The 19,855-nt window shown below is 73.2% G+C and carries 18 protein-coding genes and 2 tRNA genes; 12 read left to right on the top strand and 8 right to left on the bottom strand.

Annotation, left to right across the window (positions count from 1 at the left end; translation table 11 throughout):
• Window positions 1-32: 32 nt before the first annotated feature.
• Window positions 33-890, top strand: a complete 858-nt coding sequence (locus ACZ6ZN_RS12130; protein ID WP_469645427.1) for a fumarylacetoacetate hydrolase family protein — start codon at window positions 33-35, stop codon at window positions 888-890.
• A 122-nt stretch (window positions 891-1,012) separates the two neighbouring features.
• Here ACZ6ZN_RS12130 and ACZ6ZN_RS12125 read toward each other — a convergent pair whose 3' ends face one another.
• From ACZ6ZN_RS12125 to ACZ6ZN_RS12115, 3 genes are all read right to left on the bottom strand, one after another.
• On the bottom strand, window positions 1,013-1,879 hold the full coding sequence (locus ACZ6ZN_RS12125; protein ID WP_469645424.1) for an LLM class F420-dependent oxidoreductase: 867 nt from the start codon (window positions 1,877-1,879) through the stop codon (window positions 1,013-1,015).
• Between the two features lie 80 nt (window positions 1,880-1,959).
• A complete protein-coding gene (locus ACZ6ZN_RS12120; protein WP_398110072.1) occupies window positions 1,960-2,478 on the bottom strand; it encodes a heme-degrading domain-containing protein in 519 nt (172 codons plus the stop codon).
• Entirely contained in the window at window positions 2,475-3,566 is a 1,092-nt protein-coding gene (locus ACZ6ZN_RS12115; protein ID WP_469645422.1) for a Gfo/Idh/MocA family protein, read from the bottom strand. Before ACZ6ZN_RS12115 ends, ACZ6ZN_RS12120 begins: the two co-directional genes overlap by 4 nt.
• Before the next feature lie 95 nt (window positions 3,567-3,661).
• On the opposite strand from ACZ6ZN_RS12115, the gene ACZ6ZN_RS12110 reads away from it, so the two are divergent.
• The 7 genes from ACZ6ZN_RS12110 to ACZ6ZN_RS12080 all read left to right on the top strand — a co-directional run bounded on the left by ACZ6ZN_RS12110 (window position 3,662) and on the right by ACZ6ZN_RS12080 (window position 9,919).
• Entirely contained in the window at window positions 3,662-4,747 is a 1,086-nt protein-coding gene (locus ACZ6ZN_RS12110; RefSeq protein WP_469645686.1) for an ROK family transcriptional regulator, read from the top strand.
• Between the two features lie 145 nt (window positions 4,748-4,892).
• A complete protein-coding gene (locus tag ACZ6ZN_RS12105; RefSeq protein ID WP_469645420.1) occupies window positions 4,893-5,060 on the top strand; it encodes a hypothetical protein in 168 nt (55 codons plus the stop codon).
• Between the two features lie 365 nt (window positions 5,061-5,425).
• Window positions 5,426-6,211 (top strand): LPXTG cell wall anchor domain-containing protein, encoded by a 786-nt coding sequence (locus ACZ6ZN_RS12100; RefSeq protein ID WP_469645417.1) that lies wholly within the window; start codon window positions 5,426-5,428, stop codon window positions 6,209-6,211.
• Window positions 6,212-6,303: 92 nt separating this feature from the next.
• A complete protein-coding gene (locus ACZ6ZN_RS12095) occupies window positions 6,304-7,083 on the top strand; it encodes an HAD-IIA family hydrolase (protein ID WP_398110075.1) in 780 nt (259 codons plus the stop codon).
• Between the two features lie 120 nt (window positions 7,084-7,203).
• A complete protein-coding gene (locus ACZ6ZN_RS12090) occupies window positions 7,204-7,833 on the top strand; it encodes a hypothetical protein (RefSeq protein WP_469645413.1) in 630 nt (209 codons plus the stop codon).
• A 3-nt stretch (window positions 7,834-7,836) separates the two neighbouring features.
• Window positions 7,837-8,514, top strand: coding sequence for a class F sortase (locus ACZ6ZN_RS12085; RefSeq protein ID WP_469645410.1), 678 nt, complete (start codon window positions 7,837-7,839; stop codon window positions 8,512-8,514).
• 346 nt (window positions 8,515-8,860) lie between these two features.
• Window positions 8,861-9,919, top strand: a complete 1,059-nt coding sequence (locus tag ACZ6ZN_RS12080; RefSeq protein WP_469645407.1) for a glycoside hydrolase family 6 protein — start codon at window positions 8,861-8,863, stop codon at window positions 9,917-9,919.
• A 92-nt stretch (window positions 9,920-10,011) separates the two neighbouring features.
• Here ACZ6ZN_RS12080 and glxA read toward each other — a convergent pair whose 3' ends face one another.
• From glxA to ACZ6ZN_RS12065, 3 genes are all read right to left on the bottom strand, one after another.
• Window positions 10,012-11,952 (bottom strand): radical copper oxidase GlxA, encoded by a 1,941-nt coding sequence (gene glxA / locus ACZ6ZN_RS12075; protein ID WP_469645403.1) that lies wholly within the window; start codon window positions 11,950-11,952, stop codon window positions 10,012-10,014.
• Complete coding sequence (locus ACZ6ZN_RS12070) at window positions 11,949-13,949, bottom strand: glycosyltransferase family 2 protein (RefSeq protein WP_469645400.1); 2,001 nt, start codon at window positions 13,947-13,949, stop codon at window positions 11,949-11,951. Before ACZ6ZN_RS12070 ends, glxA begins: the two co-directional genes overlap by 4 nt.
• Window positions 13,950-14,575: 626 nt before the next feature.
• A tRNA-Lys gene (locus ACZ6ZN_RS12065) sits at window positions 14,576-14,649 on the bottom strand.
• 198 nt (window positions 14,650-14,847) lie between these two features.
• Between ACZ6ZN_RS12065 and ACZ6ZN_RS12060 the strand changes: the two genes are divergently transcribed.
• From ACZ6ZN_RS12060 to ACZ6ZN_RS12045, 4 genes are all read left to right on the top strand, one after another.
• Window positions 14,848-16,164, top strand: a complete 1,317-nt coding sequence (locus ACZ6ZN_RS12060) for a peptidoglycan-binding protein (protein ID WP_469645397.1) — start codon at window positions 14,848-14,850, stop codon at window positions 16,162-16,164.
• Window positions 16,165-16,300: 136 nt separating this feature from the next.
• On the top strand, window positions 16,301-17,422 hold the full coding sequence (locus ACZ6ZN_RS12055) for an SPFH domain-containing protein (protein WP_469645394.1): 1,122 nt from the start codon (window positions 16,301-16,303) through the stop codon (window positions 17,420-17,422).
• Window positions 17,423-17,523: 101 nt separating this feature from the next.
• Window positions 17,524-18,129, top strand: coding sequence for a lytic polysaccharide monooxygenase auxiliary activity family 9 protein (locus tag ACZ6ZN_RS12050; protein ID WP_398110091.1), 606 nt, complete (start codon window positions 17,524-17,526; stop codon window positions 18,127-18,129).
• Between the two features lie 108 nt (window positions 18,130-18,237).
• Window positions 18,238-18,735: a hypothetical protein gene (locus ACZ6ZN_RS12045; protein WP_469645392.1), complete on the top strand. Its 498-nt coding sequence runs from the start codon at window positions 18,238-18,240 to the stop codon at window positions 18,733-18,735.
• A 45-nt stretch (window positions 18,736-18,780) separates the two neighbouring features.
• On the opposite strand, the gene ACZ6ZN_RS12040 is transcribed toward ACZ6ZN_RS12045, so the two are convergent.
• Together ACZ6ZN_RS12040 and ACZ6ZN_RS12035 are read right to left on the bottom strand one after the other, a co-directional pair.
• Window positions 18,781-18,857 (bottom strand) — tRNA-Lys (locus ACZ6ZN_RS12040).
• A gap of 97 nt (window positions 18,858-18,954) precedes the next feature.
• Window positions 18,955-19,716, bottom strand: a complete 762-nt coding sequence (locus ACZ6ZN_RS12035) for an IclR family transcriptional regulator (RefSeq protein WP_469645390.1) — start codon at window positions 19,714-19,716, stop codon at window positions 18,955-18,957.
• Window positions 19,717-19,855: the final 139 nt, after the last annotated feature.

The following is a 19,855-nucleotide window of genomic DNA, read 5'->3' as shown; positions in this document are numbered from 1 at the left end:
GGACGGGCGCCCGCGATCGAGGGAGACTGATCATGAAGCTGCTGCGAGTCGGTACGGCCGGGGCGGAGCGGCCCGCGCTGCTCGACACCGACGGGATCCTGCGGGACCTGTCGGGTGTCGTCCCGGACGTCGACGGCGCGCTGCTCGCCGACGAGGAGGCGCTCGCCCGGGTCCGGGCGGCCGCCGACGCCGGCACGCTGCCCGTCCTGGATGCGGCCGGACTGCGGATCGGGCCGCCGCTGGGGCGGATCGGCAAGATCGTGTGCATCGGGCTGAACTACCACGACCACGCCCGCGAGACCGGGGCCGAACCGCCCGCCGAGCCGGTCGTGTTCATGAAGGCGCCGGACACGGTGATCGGCCCCGACGACACCGTGCTCGTGCCCCGGGGCTCCCGCAAGACCGACTGGGAGGTCGAACTGGCCGTCGTCATCGGGCGGACGGCCAGGTACCTGGAATCGGCGGCGGAAGGGCTGGCGCATGTCGCCGGGTACGCGGTGGCGCACGACGTGTCCGAGCGGGAGTTCCAGATCGAGCGGGGCGGCACCTGGGACAAGGGCAAGAACTGCGAGACGTTCAATCCCCTGGGGCCGTGGCTGGTGACCGCGGACGAGGTGCCCGATCCGCAGGCGCTGTCGCTGCGGCTGTGGGTCAACGGGGAGCTGAAACAGGACGGGACGACCGCCGAGCAGATCTTCCCGGTCGGGGAGGTCGTGCGGTACGTCAGCCAATTCATGACCCTGTACCCGGGAGACGTCATCAACACCGGGACGCCGGCGGGCGTGGCCATGGGGCAGCCCGAGCCGAAGCCCTACCTGCGGGCCGGGGACGTCGTGGAGCTGGAGGTCGAGGGGCTCGGGCGGCAGCGGCAGGAGGTCAAGGACGCGTAGCGCTCCGCCGGGAGGGCGGGGAACCGCGGGTCCGTTTGCGGCTGCGGGCAGTGGCTGCCGGCAGTCCGTGGCCGGTCGCGCAGTTCCCCGCGCCCCTCAGGGCGCGACACGGTGCGCTCCCCTCACGCCAGTGCCGAAGCCAGGTTCCGCCACGCCTTCCTCGGCAGGGCGTCGCGCGGGGAGCCGTCCAGGACCTGGAGGGCCAGGTGGTCCGCTCCCGCGTCGAGGAACGCGTCGAGCCGGGCGCGGATCGCCGTGTCGTCGCCCCAGGCGAACAGGGCGTCCACCAGGCGGTCGCTGCCGCCGTCGCGCAGGTCGTCCTCGGTGAAGCCGTGCCGCAGGAAGTTGCCGGTGTAGTTCGGCAGCGGCAGGTAGAGCTCCAGGAACGCGCGGGCCAGCGCGCGGGCGCGGTCCGGGTCCCGCTCGGGGATCACGCCCAGCTCGGGGGCGAGCAGCGGGCCGTCACCCAGGATCTCACGGGCGTGCGCGGTGTGTTCGGGGGTGACCAGGTACGGGATCGAGCCCGCCGCCCGATCGCGGGCCAGGCGCAGCGACCTGGGGCCGAGCGCGGCCAGCAGCCGCCGGTCCGCCGGCATCCCGGCGGCGTCCAGCGCGTCGAGGTGACCGACCAGGGCCGTGTAGGGGCGGGCGTACTGCTCCACCCGCTGGGCGTGGCTGACGCCGAGGCCGAGCAGGAACCGGCCGGGGTGCGCGGACTCCAGGTCCGCGAAGGCCCGGGCGGCGGCGGCCGGTTCGTGCTCCCAGATGCTCTGGATGCTGGTGCCGACGACGATCCGGGAGGTCGCGTCGAGGAGCGGGGCGGCATTGGCCGCGGAGGAGTTGCCGCCCAGCCAGAGCGCGCCGAAGCCGAGTTCCTCCAGTTCGGCGGCGGCCTCGGTGAGTTCCCCGCGCCGCTGCGGGTCCTCTGCGCGCAGGCCCACGCTCCAGATGCCGTACCGGCCGACCGCTTCCTTGACGGGCGTGCTCATCTGTCCGTTCCCTCCGGTGGGCGCCAGGTGCTGCGTACGGCAGGTGCCAACCGGAGGGAGCCGGGGTTGATTCCGCCGGGCTAGCGGTCGAGGAACCGCTCCAGCGCCTCCACCACGAGCCGGTGGTCGTCGAGCTGCGGCAGGCCGGACACCGTCACCGCCCCGATCACGCCCACGTCCTCGACGGTGATCGGGAAGGAACCGCCGTGGGCCGCGTAGGTGTCCGGGTCGAGGCGGGAGGACTCCTCGAAGGTCGTGCCCTTGGCGCGGAAGCGGGCGCCGACCAGGTAGGAGGCGGAGCCGTACCGCTCGACCACCCGGCGCTTGCGGGCGATCCAGGCGTCGTTGTCCGGGGTCGAGCCGGGCAGCGCGGCGTGGAAGAGCTGCTGTCCGGCCCGGTGGATGTCCACGGCGACCGGGGCCTGGCGCTCCCGGGCCAGCTCGACCAGCAGCGAGCCGAGGGCCCAGGCGTCGTCGTGGGTGAACCGGCGGAACACCAGGCGGCGTTCCTGCTTCTCCAGCTCCTCCAGGCTCGGGGTCAGCTCCGGGTGGAACTTCGGCCCGAGCTCCTGGGTGTGCGGGGTGTTCCGGGCGGTCACAGCGTCACCGTCACCTTCTCGCGCGCCGAACGGCGGGCGGCTTCCAGTACGTCCAGGGCGGCGGCCGCCTCGCGTGCCGTCACCGGGTTGGGGGCCCCCTCGAGCAGGGCCTTCGCCACGGCGGCGTAGTAGGCGGGGTAGTCGCCCGGCAGGGTCGGCTCGGGGCGGCCGCCGCCGGTCACCGGGGACTCGCCGGCGCCCACCCGGCCCCACAGGGACTCGGGCTCCACGCCCCAGCCGGGCCCGGGGCGCCGGCCCTCGCGCAGGGCGGCCTCCTGGGGGTCCAGGCCGTGCTTGACGTATCCGGCGGTGGAGCCCAGGACGCGGAAGCGCGGGCCGAGCTGGGCGGTCGTCGCGGAGACGTACAGGTGGGAGCGGACGCCGCTTGCGTGCGTGAGGGCGATGAACGTGTCGTCGTCGGTCTCCGCGCCGGGGCGGCGGACGTCCGTCTCCGCGTACACCGAGGCCGCCGGGCCGAACAGGACCAGGGCCTGGTCGACGACGTGGCTGCCGAGGTCGTAGAGCAGGCCGCCGATCTCCGCGGGGTCGCCGGACTCCCGCCAGCCGCCCTTGGGCTTGGGCCGCCAGCGCTCGAAGCGGGACTCGAAGCGCAGGACGTCGCCCAGCTCGCCGTCGTCCAGCAGCTTGCGCAGGGTGAGGAAGTCGTTGTCCCAGCGGCGGTTCTGGAAGACGGACAGGAGCAGCCCGCGCTCCTCGGCCAGGGCGGCCAGGGCGCGTGCCTCGGCCGCGCTGCCCGCCACGGGCTTGTCGACCACGACCGGCAGGCCGGCATCGAGGGCGGTCGTCGCGAGCGGCACATGGGTCTTGTTCGGTGACGCCACCACGACCAGGTCCAGTTCGCCGGCCCGCGCGAACAGCTCGTCCGGTGAGGCGGCCAGGCGGACGTCCGGGAACTCGGCGCGCGCCTGCTGCTGCCGTTCCGGGTTCGAGGTGACGACCGTGTCGAGCACGAGGCCCTCGGTGGCGGCGATCAGCGGGGCGTGGAAGACGGAGCCGGCGAGGCCGTAGCCGACGAGGCCGACGCGGAGCGGCGGGCCGGAAGCGGTGCCGGTGGGTGTGCCAGTCATGCCGTCCACTTTCGCAACGCTGTTGCCAAAGTGCAAGCGGCGGGGACAATGGGGGCGTGAACAGGGCGGACGAGAGGACGGGCGGAGTGGGCGGCATGCGGGGCACGGGCGGCGGGGTGAACCTGCCGGCCCTGCGCAGCCACAACACCGCGCTGGTCCTGGACCTGCTGCGCACCGCGGGGGAGGAGGGGATCAGCCGGCTGGAACTCGCCGAGCGGACCGGTCTCACCCCCCAGGCGGTCAGCAAGATCACGGCCCGGCTGCGGCAGGACGGGCTCGCGGCGGAGGCGGGACGACGCGCCTCGACGGGCGGCAAACCGCGCACGGTCCTGCGGCTGGTGCCCGAGGCCGGGCACGCGGTCGGCGTCCACCTGGACCGGGACGAGGTGCGGGCCGTGATCGTGGACCTGCGCGGGAGCGTGGTCGGGGAGCGGCGGGCCGCGCTGGACCTGGGCGCGGGAGCCGCATCCGTGCTGGCGGCGGTGACGGGCGCGGTGCGGGAGGCGGCGCACGGGTCCGGCGGCGCCCTGCTGGGCGCGGGGGTCGCGCTGCCGGGGCCGCTCGACCACGCCCGGGGCGTACTCCACCGGGTGACCGGGTTCCCCGAGTGGGACGGCTTCCCGCTGCGGCAGGCCCTGGCGGATCGGCTCGCGATGCCCGTGGTCGTCGACAAGGACACCAACGCGGCGGCCCTCGGCCTGGCCGCCGGGGGAGAGGCGGGTTCCTTCGCCTACCTGCACCTCGGCACGGGCCTGGGCGCCGGGCTCGTCTTCGGCGGCGCCGTGCACCGGGGGGCCCGGACCGGGGCCGGGGAGTTCGGCCACCAGGTGATCCGGCTGGACGGCCCGCCGTGCACCTGCGGCCAGCGCGGCTGCGTCGAGGCACTGTGCCTGGCGGCGGTGGAACGCGGCGACCCGGCGGAGGCGGCCCGGGTGCTGGGCACCGCGGCGGGGAACCTGGTCGGCCTGCTCGACATCGACGTGGTCCTGCTGGGCGGGCGGACGGTGGCGGCGGCGCCGGAGGCGTTCGTGCGCGGGGTCGGCGCGGTCCTGGCGGCCCGGGCCCGGCGCACCGGGCAGGACGAGGTGCCCGTGCGGATCGCTCCGGGCGGTGACCGGGTCGTGGCGGCCGGGGCGGCACAGCTGGTGCTGGGGCCGGTGTTCGGGCGCGGGGGCGGGTGAGGGCGTCCGCACGGGTCCGGCGGGGTCGTGCCAGACGGACGGGCGGGATCGTGCCGGACTGGCGGGTGGACGGTGGCGGTGCTGGAGGCGTTCGGGCGCGGGTCCGGCGGGGTCGTGCCGGACGGCCGGACGGACGGTGGTGGCGGTGCCGGAGGCGTTCGTGCGCGGGGTCGGCGCGGTCCTGGCGGCCCGGGCCAGGCGCACCGGTCAGGACGAGGTGCCGGTGCGGGTCGCTCCGGGCGGTGACCGGGTCGTGGCGGCCGGGGCGGCACAGCTGGTGCTGGGGCCGGTGTTCGGGCGCGGGGGCGGGTGAGGGCGCCTGCGCGGGTCCGGCGGGGGTCGTGCCAAACGGGCGGGCGGGATCGTGCCGGACGGGCGGGCGGGCGGACGGTGGCGTTGCCGGAGGCGTTCGGGCGCGGGTCCGGCGGGGCCGTGCCGGGCAGGCGGAAGGTGACGGCGGCGCCCAAGGGGGTCGTGCGCGGGTCCGGCGGGGTCCTGCTGGGCGGGCGGGCGGTGGCGGTGGCGCCCAAGGGGGTTCGTGCGCGGGGGCGGCGGGGGCGTGCCGGGCGGGCGGGTGGGGGGCGGTGTCCGCCGAGCGGGCGGTTTCGCGCCGCCGTTCGGGGGGCTTCCCGGCGCGGCGGACGTACCGGAGGCCCCGCACGGCAAGGTCACGTCATCATGCGACCCTGCACGCCCGTACACCTCTGCCTCGCGACGGCGGCGGCCGTCCTGCTCCCTGGTGCCCACCCGGCGTACGCGGACCACCCGGTGCCCGCCTGTGCCGCGCCCGACGACCACACCTTCCCGCTCACCACCCGCGTCCACGGCGGACCCGGCACGTACACGGCCGGCGGCGGGTTCGGCACCTGGTACGTCGACCTGACCAACACGACCGACCGGACGTGCGAGGACATCCACCCCGTCGTGGTGCTGGTCGACGACAAGCGCGCCCTGGAAGCCTCCCAGCCGCGGCTGGAGTTCTTCGACGGCCCGCGGGCCCACCCCGTGCGGTTCGAGGAGACCGGCGAGGACGAACTCGTGGGGGCGTTCTCCGACGAGGAGGGCGGCTTCCGCGGGTTCACCGTCGGGCCGGGCGGGACCGTCACCGTGAAGGTGCGGCTCGCGCTCACCTCGGACGCCGTGCCGAACGACGTCACCGTCAACGCGGCGGTCGTCCAGCGCCACGACGACGACGGCGACTGGGTGGGGCAGTCCGGCGACTACCGCTTCCGGATCGAGGAGGGCGGCACGGACACCGACACCGACACCGACCCCGGCACCGGGAACCGACCCGACGGCGAGCCGGAACCGAGCCCCGACTCTTCCGCCCCACCCCGCGAGGACCGGTTCCCGTTCGCGGAGGAACTCGCGAGCACCGGGTCCGGTGCCCGGATCGCGGCCGCCGCGTCGGCCCTGCTGCTCGCCGCGGGCGGCGCCCTGCTCCTCGCACGCCGCCGCCGTTAGACGGGGTACCCGGGGACGGGCCGTTCCCCAAGATCCCGGCACTGTTTAGGCTGGATCGCACGCTGGACCGCGTACGGCAGGAGATCCCGCACATGGCAGACCGCAAGCCCATCCAGTCGTGGCTCACCGACATGGACGGCGTCCTCATCCACGAGGGCGTACCGATCCCCGGCGCCGACGCCTTCCTGAAGAAGCTGCGGGAGTCCGGCAGGCCCTTCCTGGTCCTCACCAACAACTCCATGTACACCCCGCGCGACCTGCACGCCCGGCTGCGGCGCATGGGCCTGGAGGTGCCGGTCGAGAGCATCTGGACCTCGGCCCTGGCCACCGCGCAGTTCCTGGACGACCAGCGGCCTGGCGGCTCGGCGTACGTCATCGGCGAGGCCGGGCTGACCACCGCGCTGCACGACATCGGCTACATCCTCACCGACCACGAGCCGGACTACGTCGTCCTCGGCGAGACCCGCACCTACTCCTTCGAGTCCATGACGAAGGCGGTCCGGCTCATCAACGGCGGTGCCCGCTTCATCTGCACCAACCCCGACGAGACCGGCCCCTCCACCGAGGGCCCGCTGCCCGCGACCGGCGCGGTGGCCGCCCTGATCACCCGGGCGACCGGCAAGAAGCCGTACTTCGCGGGCAAGCCGAACCCGCTGATGATGCGGACCGGCCTGAACGCCATCGGGGCGCACTCCGAGAGCAGCGCCATGATCGGCGACCGCATGGACACCGACGTGCTGGCCGGCATGGAGGCCGGGATGCAGACGTTCCTGGTGCTCACCGGCCTGACGCGGCCCGACCAGGTCGAGGACTTCCCCTACCGGCCGTCGCAGGTCGTGGACTCCATCGCCGACCTCGTCGACCGGATCTGACCCGGGCACCGGCGCCCGCGCGGGCCAAACCCGTCACCACCCGTACGGAGCAGCCGCCGCGTCCCTGCGGATGCGGCGGCCCACCGTGCGGGGGAGGCTCCAGGCGTCTGGAGGTTCACGATGGGTTCCCTGAAAGTCACTGTCTGCACCGGCGTCCTGGCCGCGGTTCTCCTCTCCCCGGCGGCGCACGCGGCGGACGGAGGGGGCGTCACGGTGACCCCGGCGTCCCCCGCACCGGGCGGTGACGTCACGCTGCGCGTGACCGACTGCGCGCGGCGCACGGCCGTCGCCGTCTCGCCGGCGTTCGTGGCGGACGCCCGGCTCACCGTCGCCGGCGACCGCACGCTCACCGGTGACAGCCGGGTCCGCTCCACGCTGGAGCCGGGCCGGTACCCGGTGCGCATCGCCTGCGGGGACACCGCCCGGGCCGGCATCCTCACCGTCAGGGACGGCGACGGCCGCCCGCGGTCGTCGTCCGTGCCCGCTCCCGGAGCGGCGGGGCAGCCGCCCGTGCCCGGCAGGGGCGGGCAGCCGTCGGCTCCCGCCGAGGGCGAGCGGGTGCCGGGCGCACCGGCCACACCCGTCGCGCCCGTCCGGGCCGGTGGCGGCGCAGCCGCGGGACTCGTGGCGGGCGGGGAGCGCGCGGCCGGGCCCGGCACGGCCCAGGGCGTGACCGGCCTGGTCCTGGCGGGCGTCGCCGCCGCGGTCGTCGTACTCGGTGGTGTCCGCAGGCGACGGGGGACGGGCTGACCCATGTCCGACCTGGAACAGTCGTACCGGCGCCCCTCCGGCACCGGCCGCATGCTCGCGGGCGTGGCCTGGGTGGTGCTGCTGCTGGGGCTGTGGCTCTGGGGCCGCGAGGTCACCGACGTACGGCACGGCATCTCGGCGCCCACCACCGGTGACATGGCCGCGGCCGGACGCCCCCCGGACGTGAAGCTGCCGCCCGCGCACCGGCCGCTGGGCGTCGCGGTGCCGCAGCGCGTCGACATCCCCGGACTCGGCGTCCAGGCCCCGGTGGTGGCGCGCGGCCTCGACGCCCGGGGGGCCCTCGACCCGCCGCCCTTCGACCAGCCGGGCGTGGTCGGCTGGTACGCCGGAGGGGCGGCGCCCGGGGCCCGGGGGACCGCGCTGATGGTCGGCCACGTCGACACCGACTCCCGGCCCGCCGTGTTCTTCCGGCTCAGCGCCATGCGCCCCGGCCAGACGATCCGGGTGGTCCGGGCCGACGCCCGGGTCGCGGAGTTCACGGTCGAGTCGGTCCAGGTCCTCACCCGCGACCGCTTCGACGCCCACCAGGCGTACGGGCCACGCGAGTCGGGCCGGGCCGAGCTGCGGCTGATCACCTGCGGCGGCAGCTTCGACCGGGCGACCCGCAGCTACACGGCGAACGTGGTGGTCTCGGCGTACCTGACCGCGACCGGCCCCTGACGGCGACCACCGGCCCCTGACGGCGGCCACCGGCCCCGGTCGGCGGCCCGCTCCCCCTGGAGCCGCCGACCGGGCCGGTCCTCGACCGCGCGCGCACGGGCTGCGGGAGTGACCCGGCGAACCGCGCAGGAGGCCACGGGAGCCACGCCGGGTGAAGCTCTGGCCGAAGGCGGGTCCCGCCGAACCGACTGTAGAGCCCCGGGAGTTACCGGCCCAGGGGTTGGATGACACCAGGTCCCGATACGGTGGCGCTGCGTCACCATGCGGGTGGACTTCGAACCACCTGGGCGCCACGGGACGTATGTCAGGATTGAACCTTGTACGGGTGTACCCGAGGGGGAGTGGGATGTACGGCAGCAGGGGGGTCGGGGCGTCCGCGGGGAGGCGGGCGTCCGCGGTGGTGCTGGGGGCGGCACTGCTGATCACGGGATGTTCCTCCGGCGACGGAGGGGACGGCAGAGAGGGCAGGGACGGCAAGGACGGCGCCGGGGCCGCGGGTGCGGGGGACACCCGGCAGCCCCCGGGGAGCGCCCCGTTCTGGGTGAACCCGGACGGCACGGCGGCACGGCAGGTGGCCGCCCTGGAGAAGGCCGGCAAGAAGCGGAAGGCCGGACAGATCCGCCGCATCGCCGAACAGCCGGTCGCCGAATGGATCGGACCGGACGACCCTGAGGAGCAGACGCGGGGCCTGACCGAAGCGGCCGACGAGGCGGGCCGCACCGCGCTGCTCGTCCTCTACAACATCCCGCACCGCGACTGCGACCAGTACTCCCAGGGCGGCGCCGCCGACGGCGACGCCTACCGCGCCTGGGTCGACGGCGTGGCCGCGGGCATCGGCGACCGGTCCGCCACCGTCGTCCTCGAACCGGACGCGCTGCTCCACCTCGTGGACGGCTGCACCCCGCGCGAGTACCACGAGGAGCGCTACGACCTCCTCGAAGGCGCGGTCACCGCGCTGAAGGCGCTGAAGAACACGAAGGTCTACCTCGACGCGGGCAACGCCGGCTGGCAGGACCCCGACCGGATCTTCGCGCCCCTCGAGCGGGCGGGCATCGCCCGCGCCGACGGCTTCTCGGTGAACGTCTCCAACTTCTACTCCACCGAGGACTCCCTCGCCTACGGCAAGCGGCTGTCCGCCAAGGTCGGCGGCAAGCACTTCGTCATCGACACCAGCCGCAACGGCAACGGCCCCTACACCGGCGGCGATCCGGACGAACGCTGGTGCAACCCGCCCGGCCGCGCCCTGGGTGAGACCCCGACGACCCGGACCGCCGACCCGCTGGTCGACGCCTACCTGTGGGTCAAGCGGCCGGGCGAGTCCGACGGCGAGTGCAAGGGCGGCCCCAAGGCCGGCCAGTGGTGGCAGGACTACGCCCTGGACCTGGCGAAGGCAGCCACCGGCTGACGTTCCGCCCGGGCCGCCGGCCCACCGACGACGTGCACGGGGCGCCCCCCCAGCGGGAGGCGCCCCGTGCACGCGAGAAGGCCGGCCGCGGCCTACGGCACCTTCACCCACCGGGCCCTGCTCGGTGTGCCGTCGGCGTTCGTCACGAACAGCATGTACCAGCCGGACTGCACCAGGTTGCGGTTCTTCGGCACGGTCACCTTCAGCTTGTCGCCGTCGGCCGTGAAGTCCAGGGCGATCGACCGCTGGTCGACGTCCGTGACGTGCGTGGCCGCACTCGGCCGGATCAGCCGGACCTTCTCGACCTTCGCCGCGTCCCGCGAGGTGAACGTCCCCGTCCCGCCCCGCCGGAGGGTCCGCGGACCGCCCGACAACTCGGGTCGCTCCGCACCTCCGTAGAGATACGGCGGTGTGTAGATCTCGATGCGCTGCTCGAACTCGCCGGGCTTGGTGTTGGCCTCGTCGCCGTAGAGCGAGTCGGAGCCGAAGAACATCACGCGGCCGTCGGGCAGCAGGATCGACCCCGAGTGGTAGTTGCGGCCCACCAGCGGGTCCGCGACGCGCCGGAGCTCGTTCTTCTCCGTGTCGTAGAGCCGCGCCTCGAAGATGTCGGAGTCGCCGCGACCGCGGTAGTCCTCCGAGCCGCCGGAGATCAGCACGCTGTCGTCGGGCAGGATCGAGGCGTTCGGGTAGCGGGTGCCCCTGTCCAGGGACGGGCCGTCCACGAAGCGCGGGTCCGGCTTCTTCAGGTCGACGATCCGGGTCTTCTCGCTGGACCTCTCGGACTCGCCGACGCCGCCGCCGCCGACCACCATGTACTTCTCGTCCTGCGCCGGCGGCAGCAGCACCGTGCCGGACGTCTCCATCAGGGTGGGGTCGCTCAGACCGGGGATCTTCGAGAACGCGTTGGTGTCCACGTCCCACACGCCCGGCTCACGGCCCACGTCGTCCGGCCCGTAGCCCGCGTTGGACCCCGAGTAGAAGATCTTGCCGTTCTGCATGAGGAACAGCGCCGGGTAGGTCGGGAACTGCCGGACCTTGCCGGTGTAGGCCCACTTCCCGGTCTTCGGGTCGAACACCTCGTTCTTGCCGGGGACGAGCTGGCCGATGTCGTCGAGGCCGGAGACGCTGAGGACCTTGCCGTCGCTCAGGGTGGTGAGCGTCGGGTACCAGCGGGCCTCCTTCATCGGGTCGACCTTGATGTACTTCTCGGCCACCGGGTCGAACTCGTAGGCGTCCCGGATGCCCTGGAAGTCCTTCTTGTCGAGGGCGAGTTTCTGCGCGATGCCGTAGGTGTTCCGGGCGTCGGCGCCCTTCAGGCCGTGCACCCGGTAGTTGTCCTGCGTACCCGTCTCGTACTTCTTGCCGCGTCTCTGCGCCTCGACGTAGATCCGGCCCAGCCCGGGGTCGTTGCGCAGGAACCTCCCGGTCGCCTTGTCGAAGACCTTCTTCGCGCGCGGGACGAGCACCGGGTCCTTGGAGACGAACGTCCGGTGGTTGTCCTTGCCGGTGAACGCCGTGCCGGCGGGCAGCGTGATCGGCTCGTCCGGGTTCTCGTTGTGGACGATCATCAGGCCGCCGGCCTTGGTGACGTCGCCCTTGAGCTTCTCGTAGCGCTTGGTGCCGCCCGCGATCAGCAGGTTGCCGTCGGCGAGCTGCGTGTGGCCGGTGCAGAACAGGTCGGCGGGCGTCGGGACCTTCTTGACGGTGCCCCGGACCGGGTCCCAGATCCGGGTGTCGAACTTCTTCGCGTCGAAGTTGTCCTGGTCGTTGCCCGACCCCGCGACCAGCAGCACCTTGCCGGTGCGCAGCAGCGCCGCGTGGATGGTGTTCTGCCGGTACTCCTCGGGGAAGTCGACGATCTCCCACTTGCCGTTGGCGGCTTTGTACTCCGGCTTGTTGATCGTGTACTGGTGGTATTGCGCGGTGCCGAAGCGGTAGAGCCACGGCCCGTTCATCCCGGCCAGCGCGAGCACCACCGCCGTGCCGATGGCGAGTCGACGGGCCCGGCGGCGGCCTGCACGGTCGTTCATTCCTTACGTCCCCCAAGTCCACCAAGGGCGATCTGCATGGTCTGGCCGGCTCCCTGGGCCTCTCCCTGCGCGTCGGGGGCGGCGGCCCAGCCGGGCGTGTGCCGCGGGGTGTGCGGCGTCTGCGCCCGCGCGGCGGCCGGCGGCTGCGTGCGGTGCGGCGCCTCGGGGTCCTGCTCCGCGCCCCCGGCGTCGCCGCCGGGCCCACGGGCGTCCTGCCGCAGTTGCCAGCGCCAGGCGAACACCGGTGAGGCCGTGATCAGCAGCGCGAAGGTCGCCCAGGTGATCATGGCCGGGTGGGCGTGGCCCAGGGCGAGGCCGGCCGCGATCGAGCCGCCGAAGACCAGGACGAAGTACCAGTGGTAGCGGAACGTGCCGAACCAGCGGTCCGGGCTCGCCGAGTCGCCCTTGGGCGTGACCACGAACTTGCTCTTGCGCCGCAGCACCGAGTCGATGAGCGCCTTGGCGTACAGCGGCGCCGACAGCGCGGACATCACCATGCCGGCCACCCCGCCGGAGCCCTCGGGCTCGTGCGGCGAGACGTTGTGCCGGCGGTTCCAGACGTACAGGCCGATCTGCAGGGCGGAGGCGTTGCCGTAGAGCATCAGCCACACGGCCGGGTCGATGTTCACACCCGAGGCGCCCAGTCCCAGGAACAGGCAGCAACTCAGCGCCGCCAGGATCCAGTTCAGGGCCGACATCGGGTAGAAAATGATCATCATGGTGTAGTTGAAGAGCTTGCCCGGCGGCAGCGAGTACCAGCCCTTCCAGTACTGCTTGAGGATCGTCTCGTACGTCCCCCGCGACCAGCGCATCTGCTGGGTGAAGAAGTCCGTCCAGGCACTCGGGCCCTCACCGACGGCGAGCACGTCCGGGGTGTACACCGAGCGCCACTTGCGGCCCGTGGCCGGGTTCTTGTGCCGGTGCATCTCGAAACCGGTGGCCATGTCCTCGGTGATCGAGTCGTACAGACCGCCGATCTGCTTCAGCGCCTTGATGCGCACCGCGTTGGACGTACCGACGAACATCGGGGAGCCGTAGCGGTTGCCCGCGCGCTGGATCAGCGCGTGGAAGAGGAACTGCTGCGACTCGGCGGCCTTGGTGATCGGGTTGTCGTAGTTGCCGTAGACCTGCGGGCCGATGACGAAGCCGACGTCCGGGTCGCGGAAGAAGCCGAGCATCCGCTCCAGGTAGTTGGGCAGCGGCACGTGGTCGGTGTCGACCGAGGCGAAGAAGTCGTAGTCGTCGCCGTGCGCCTCCAGCCAGGCGTTGTAGTTGCCGTGCTTGGTCCTGGCGCGGTGCGGGCCGGCGGCCTGGTTCCACTTCGCGACGCCCTTGCGGGAGAAGTGGTGCACGCCCAGGCGCTCGCAGACCGCCTTCACCTCGGGGTCGTCGCCCTCGTCGAGCAGCCAGACGTGCAGCAGACCGCGGTGGCGGATCCGCACGGCCGCCTCCAGGGTCTTCGTCACCATCTCCAGCGGCTCCTTGCCGGGCACGAAGGAGGTGAGGAAGGCCACTCTGGTGCCGGTCTCGGGCACCACCGGGACCGGGTCCCGGGCGACCAGCGTGGCGTGCGCGTTGGACAGCACGTTCATGCAGCGGAAGAACTCGATCAAGCCGATCGACACGAGCATGACCATGTCCAGCGCGGGCAGCCAGGCGAAGGCCGGGTGGTCGCGCTCGGTCCAGTGCTCGGGCTGGAGCAGCCAGAACAGCAGCACCAGGGAGAGCACGGGCGCCGCGGCCAGCATCAGGGCGACCCGGATGCGGTGCGGTTCCCCGGAGATGAGCGAGCGGTACTGCACCCGGTACGGCTTGCGCGGATCGGGTTGGGTGAGGGGACCTGCGAGCCGGCTGTAGTGCTCGTAGTCGTAGCGCGGCAGCGTCTTCCTGATCCGCCGGAACGTCCCCGTGGTGCTCATCCGGTGAGCCGGCACCCTCAGCCGGGTGGTCCGGGACGGGTCGTGGTCTGGCCGGGCACCCGTGGGCCTCGACGTCATGAGTCTTCCCCCCACACGCGGACAACCGCGTGTCGCGTAGCTTTCGTGCCGCCTGCGGGTCCCCCTAGACCGGAACAGGCGTATTCAGTGATATGCCGCGATCACCACGTCATTCCCACCCATAGACGTGGAAAAGCGACCTTCCGGTTGCAGATGCGTCCCACGGCATCGCGTCTCGGTCCGGGAGCCCCTACTCCCGCCGCTCCGCCCAACCGGTACGGATCCCCCCAACTGCCACGAAGTCGCAGCTTTCTGATGAACCAGGGGCTCAGCGTTCTACGGTGTCCCTCATGATCGCAAGATGCGCAACACGGTGTTCACCGGTCATACGCGCTCATTATGGTGCGCACAGGAGCCTTGTGGGGCGGGTGTGGACAAAAAGGCGCCGATGTGCTCGACGTGCTCCCCCCCCCGGCCCTTCCCGCTCGCGCCGTGTCCGTGCACGCGCTCGGCAACACGTACGGGCGGCGGGTGCGTCCCGTTCACGGCGAGAGGGTATCCGGCCCCATGGGCGGCGGGTGGGTGTTCTCCGCAGAGAAAGGTTTCAGCCAAGGAAGTCGGCGGTGCGGAGCGGCTCCGGGCACGCGAAAGGCCCCCCGCTTCCGCGAGGGGCCTTCCACCGTCTGTGCGCCGCCAGGGACTCGAACCCCGGACCCGCTGATTAAGAGTCAGCTGCTCTAACCAACTGAGCTAGCGGCGCCTGCTGACACGGAAACTCTACAGGACGCCCGGGGGTGCTCCGGACCACCCCCGGGCGGCCCGGGACGCCCCGGGCGGGTCCCGCGTACATCATTCGGACCGTCAGCATGCGCGTGCGGAAGACAGTTGCGAAACTGGCGACGCGCTCCCGCACGTGCACGGGTGCCGTACATTCCGCCGGAAGTGTGAGGGGAATCGCATGGAGTCTCCGGTATTCGAGGAATTCGACCCCGCGAGCGACTGCGACTGTCCCGGCTGCGTGCACTGGCGGCGGGTCCTGCCGCATTCCCGGGCCGGCCGCGGGGCCGCCCACCCGGCCGCCCACCGGGCGCTCGCCCTGGCCGCCGTGGCCTCCGCCGCCCTCGGTGCGGGGCACGCCGTACCGGCCGTCGCCGCCCCGCACGCACCACACCGCCCGGGTGGTCTCCCCGCAGGTGAGGAGCCTGACACGCCGCAGGGGGAGCGGGCCCCGCTGCACGGTCCGGGTGGGCGCCCGGCGCCGCAGTCCAGCGCGCCGAAGCCCACCGCCATCACCCGAGCGGAGATCATCGACCGGGCCAAGATCTGGGTCGCGGCGAAAGTGCCGTACAGCATGAGCGCGTACTGGTCCGACGGTTACCGGCAGGACTGCTCCGGCTATGTCTCGATGGCCTGGAAACTGCCGGGGAACGAATGGACGGGAAGTCTCGCCCAGTACGCGGAACGGATCACGAAAGAAGAACTCCAGCCGGGCGACATTCTGCTGTTCCACAATGCGGCCTCCCCGACCAGCGGCTCGCACGTCACCATCTTCGGCGGCTGGACGGACGCGGCGCACACCACCTACACCGCCTACGAGCAGACCCGCCCCCACACCCGCCGGCAGTCCACCCCGTACGCCTACTGGAGCGACTCCGACCGGTACGTCCCCTACCGCTACAAGGGCGTCACCGCCGAGGAGCCGGCGCCCGAGCCGGGCGGCGGGAACCCGGGCCCCCCGGCCGTGACGCCGTATCCGGGGGCGGTGTATTTCGGCCCCGGCGCGAACAACCCGTACGTCACCCGACTCGGCCGCCTGCTCGTCGCCCGGGGGGCCGGGGGCGCCTACGCCGCCGGCCCCGGACCCCGCTGGACCGACGCCGACCGGCGGGCGACCCGGGCCTTCCAGCAGGCGCAGGGCTGGACGGGCGCGGACGCCGACGGGCTGCCCGGTCCGCTCACCTGGGAGCTGCTGGTCACAGGCAAGGGCAAGGACGTCACGGGCGGGGTGGCGGGGCCGCCGCCCGCCTCCCACGGCGTGCCCGGCTACCCGGGGCGGGCGCTGTTCCGGCCCGGCGCCGACAACGCCTACGTCACCCGGCTCGGGCAGCAGCTCGTGCGCAAGGGGTACGGCAGGTTCTACAGGGTGGGGCCGGGCCCCCGCTGGACCGAGGCCGACCGGCGGGCCGTCGAGGCGTTCCAGCGCACCCAGGGCTGGCGGGGCGGTGCGGCGGACGGCTACCCGGGCCCGGAGACCTGGCGGCGGCTCTTCTCGTGACGCCGGCGGCCGGCGGTGCCCGGCCCCCCGGGCCGCGCCTCCGGCCGCCGGCCCCGACCCTCGGCCGGGCCCGTCGAACGGGCCCGGCGGCGGGACCACCGTTGTGACGCATCTGGCGCGGAGGCTGGAGGCACGCATGAGTACGACCACTTCCCACACGTCCGAGCCCGACCGACCGGCCGAGGGGCCGGCCCGGCCCGCCCGGCTCATCCAGAACGAGTCCACCACCGAGATCCCCGTCCACCTGCTGTTCCGCGACGACCCGGACCCGGCGCCGGTGGCGCTGAAGCCGGCGGTCGTGAGCCGCAGGCACGGCACGGGGGAGCAGCCGCGCCAGCGCCGGCCGGGGGCCGTGCCGGTCCGCCCGGTGCCACGGGCCGACCCGGACCTCGCGGAGCGGCCCGCGCGGGTGCTGCCGGGCGCGGCCGGCGTGCTCGCGGGGCTGTGCGGGGCGGCGGGGTGCGCGGCCACCTCCTGGTGGGCGGGGGTACTGCCGCCCCTGGTGGTCCAGGCGCTGGGTCTGCCGGCCGTCTCCGGGGCCGGGCTCGGCCCCGCGCAGTGGGCGGCGTACGCGGGTGCCGGTGCGCTCGGCCTGTTCGGATTCGGCGGACTGGCCCGGGGGCGTACCGGCCGGGCCTGGGTGCTGGATCTGTTCGGCCGCTACCGGGGGACCGTGCGCCGCTCCGGCCTGCTGTGGGTCAACCCGCTGCTGCTGCGGCGCCGGGTGGACGTGCGGCTGCGGCACTGGCGCAGCGAGCCGGTCCCGGCGGCCGACGCGAGCGGGGTCGCCCTGCGCGTGGTGGTCCTGGTGGTCTGGCGGGTGCGGGACACCGCCCGGGCGACGCTGGGCGTCGAGGACCACGAGACATACCTGCGCGAGTGCGTCGAGGCGGCGCTGGCCCGGGTGCCCGTGGAGATGCCGGGCGGGACCCGGGGGCCGGGGGGCGCGGCGCGCGAGGCGCTGACGCGGCTGGTGGCGGCGGACGCGGCACCGGTCGGCCTGGAGGTGTACGCGGTGCAGCCGCTGCGGGTGGAGTACGCCCCGGAGGTCGCCGCCGCGATGCACCGCCGCCGTATCGCGGCACTGGACGCCCAGCACCGGGCGAGCGTGCTCACCTCGGTCGTGGACTCCGTCGAGGACACGGTGACCCGGCTGACCATGCGAGGACTGGTCGAACTGGACGACTACGAGCGGAAGGTGCTGGTGAAGGACCTGACGGTGGCGTTCTGCTCGGGCCGCGGGGAAACAGCTCCGTGATTGGTATGGACATGTTCAACTAACGGTCCTACGCTCGCCTTGGTCTAGACCTTCATGCACGGCTCACTGAACCCTCCCCCACGTTTCCCAGGAGCGGCAGCATGCGCACAAGGACCAAGGCGTCCGCACTCGCGGTGGGACTGGCCACGACCGGAGCTCTCTTGCTCTCCTCCGGCGGGGCCAGCGGCCACGGCTACACCGACCTCCCCATCAGCAGGCAGAAGCTCTGCCAGAACGGCACCGTGACCAACTGCGGCTCCATCCAGTGGGAACCGCAGAGCGTCGAGGGGCCGAAGGGCTTCCCGGCCTCCGGACCGGCCGACGGGCAGATCTGCAACGGTGGCGTCGGCCACTTCAGCCAGCTCAGCGCGCCCAGGACGCCGTCCGGTGCGGCCTGGCCCGCCACCAAGGTGACGGGCGGTCAGAACTACACGTTCCGCTGGCAGTTCACGGCCATGCACGCCACGAGCGACTTCAAGTACTACATCACCAAGCCGGGCTGGAACCAGAACCACAACCTGTCCCGGTCCGACCTCAACCTCACGCCGTTCTTCACGGTGCCGTACAACGGCCAGCGGCCGCCGTCCACGCTCTCGCACAGCGGCCGGCTGCCGTCGGGGCTGAGCGGCCGTCATGTGATCGTCGCGGTGTGGACGGTCGCCGACACGGCCAACGCGTTCTACGCCTGCTCGGACGTCACCTTCTAACGCCCCGCGCACCTCTGAGGTTCTCTTGAGTCACCGGCGCGGCCGGCGTGGGTAGGTTCCTGCCACGCCGGCCGCTCGGGTCCGGCGCAACGACCTCGGGGGTGCGCGATGGACGTGGTCATCTACGTCGTGCCCGGTGTGATCATGGCTCTGGCGCTCTTCATGGCCTACCGCGTCGTACGGCGCTGGCTGCAGATCCGCGGCGCCTGGAACAGCGGGCTGACGGCCGAGGGGCGCTGCCTGCGGGCGTACACCACGGTGAGCGGTGGGCACGGGGACACCTCCGTGCGGACCACGCTCCACCACGTCTACGAGTTCATCGCCCAAGACGGCCGGGTCGTCCGCTTCGAGGAGGACGGCGGCCCCGGCACGACCGTCGAGGGCGACTACGTCACCGTGTACTACAGCGGCGGCCCCCGGGTGGTGGCCACCGCCCAGCCGCCGAGCCGGGTGCGGCAGACCGTGAGCGCCGTCGGCGTCCTGGTCTTCCTGGGCGTGATCGTCGTCTTCTGCGCCGGTTTCGTGACCGCCTACGGCCAGACCTTCGGCTCGTCCGGCGACATCGTCTTCAGTGTGGACGACAGCGGGACGTCCCAGCTGCCCTGAACACGTCGAAGGGCCTCTCGCTCCCACGAGAGGCCCTTCGACGTATGGTGCGCCGCCAGGGACTCGAACCCCGGACCCGCTGATTAAGAGTCAGCTGCTCTAACCAACTGAGCTAGCGGCGCATGACTCACGCCGACCGCCGGAACGTGTTCCGCGGCTGGCGACGAGAAAATACTACCCGGCCCGGAGGGGTGCTCCGGACCACCTCGACGGCAGGCCCTAGATCGCCAGGGAGAGCAGGACCGGGGCCGCGCTGCGGTTGAGGGTCTCGGCCGCCCGGCGCAGGCGGTGGGCCTGTTCGACGGGCAGGGACAGGGCCAGGCAGCCGGCGGAGGATCCGGCCGTGATCGGGACGGCCGCGCACACCGTGCCGACCGCGTACTCCTGGAGGTCCAGCACCGGCACCGTCGGCGGCTGGGCCTCCAGCCGGGACAGCAGCAGCCGGTCGCTGGTGATGGTGCGCGAGGTCAGGCGGGCCATCCGGTGGCGGGCCAGGTGGTCGCGGCGCCCGGCGTGGTCGAGCTGGGTGAGCAGGCTCTTGCCGATGGCGGTGGCGTGGGCCGCGGAGCGGAAGTCGACCCACTCGTGGACCCTGGGCATGGCGGGACTGTCGGCGTACTGGGTGACGCTGATCTCGCCGTCGACGTAGCTGCTGATGTAGACAGCCGCGCCGACCGCGTCGCGCAGCCGGTCGAGGGTCTGCTGGAGCGTGTCCCGCAGGGCCTGCTCGTGCTGCCGGAAGGAGGTGAGGCGGGCCAGGGTCTCGCCGGTGATGTAGGAGCCGTCGGCGATCTGCTCGACGTAGCCCTCGCGGCGCAGCATGCGCAGCAGCGCGGTCAGCCGCTCGGGGTCGATGCCGGTGTGCCGGGCGAGGCCGGCGCCGGTGACGCCGCCGGGTCGGTGCGCCACGGTCTCCAGCACGCGCAGCGCGTCCTGGGCCGAGTGGTGCGGGGTGGTCGGCGGCTCGTGCTTCAGCGCCACGGTGGTCTCCCCCTGCGCTTGCTGTAGGGCCGTGATCCGGTCGGTCGACCTGTTCCAGGCTAGCGGGCAAACGCCGTACGCGGAGCGGGGGTTGACAAGATTCCGGGCCGCCCGAACTGGGGCAACGGCACCCGGGCAC

The sequence above is a fragment of the Streptomyces sp. NPDC053665 genome, assembly GCF_055585285.1.
This window is presented reverse-complemented; position numbering and strand designations above follow the sequence as displayed.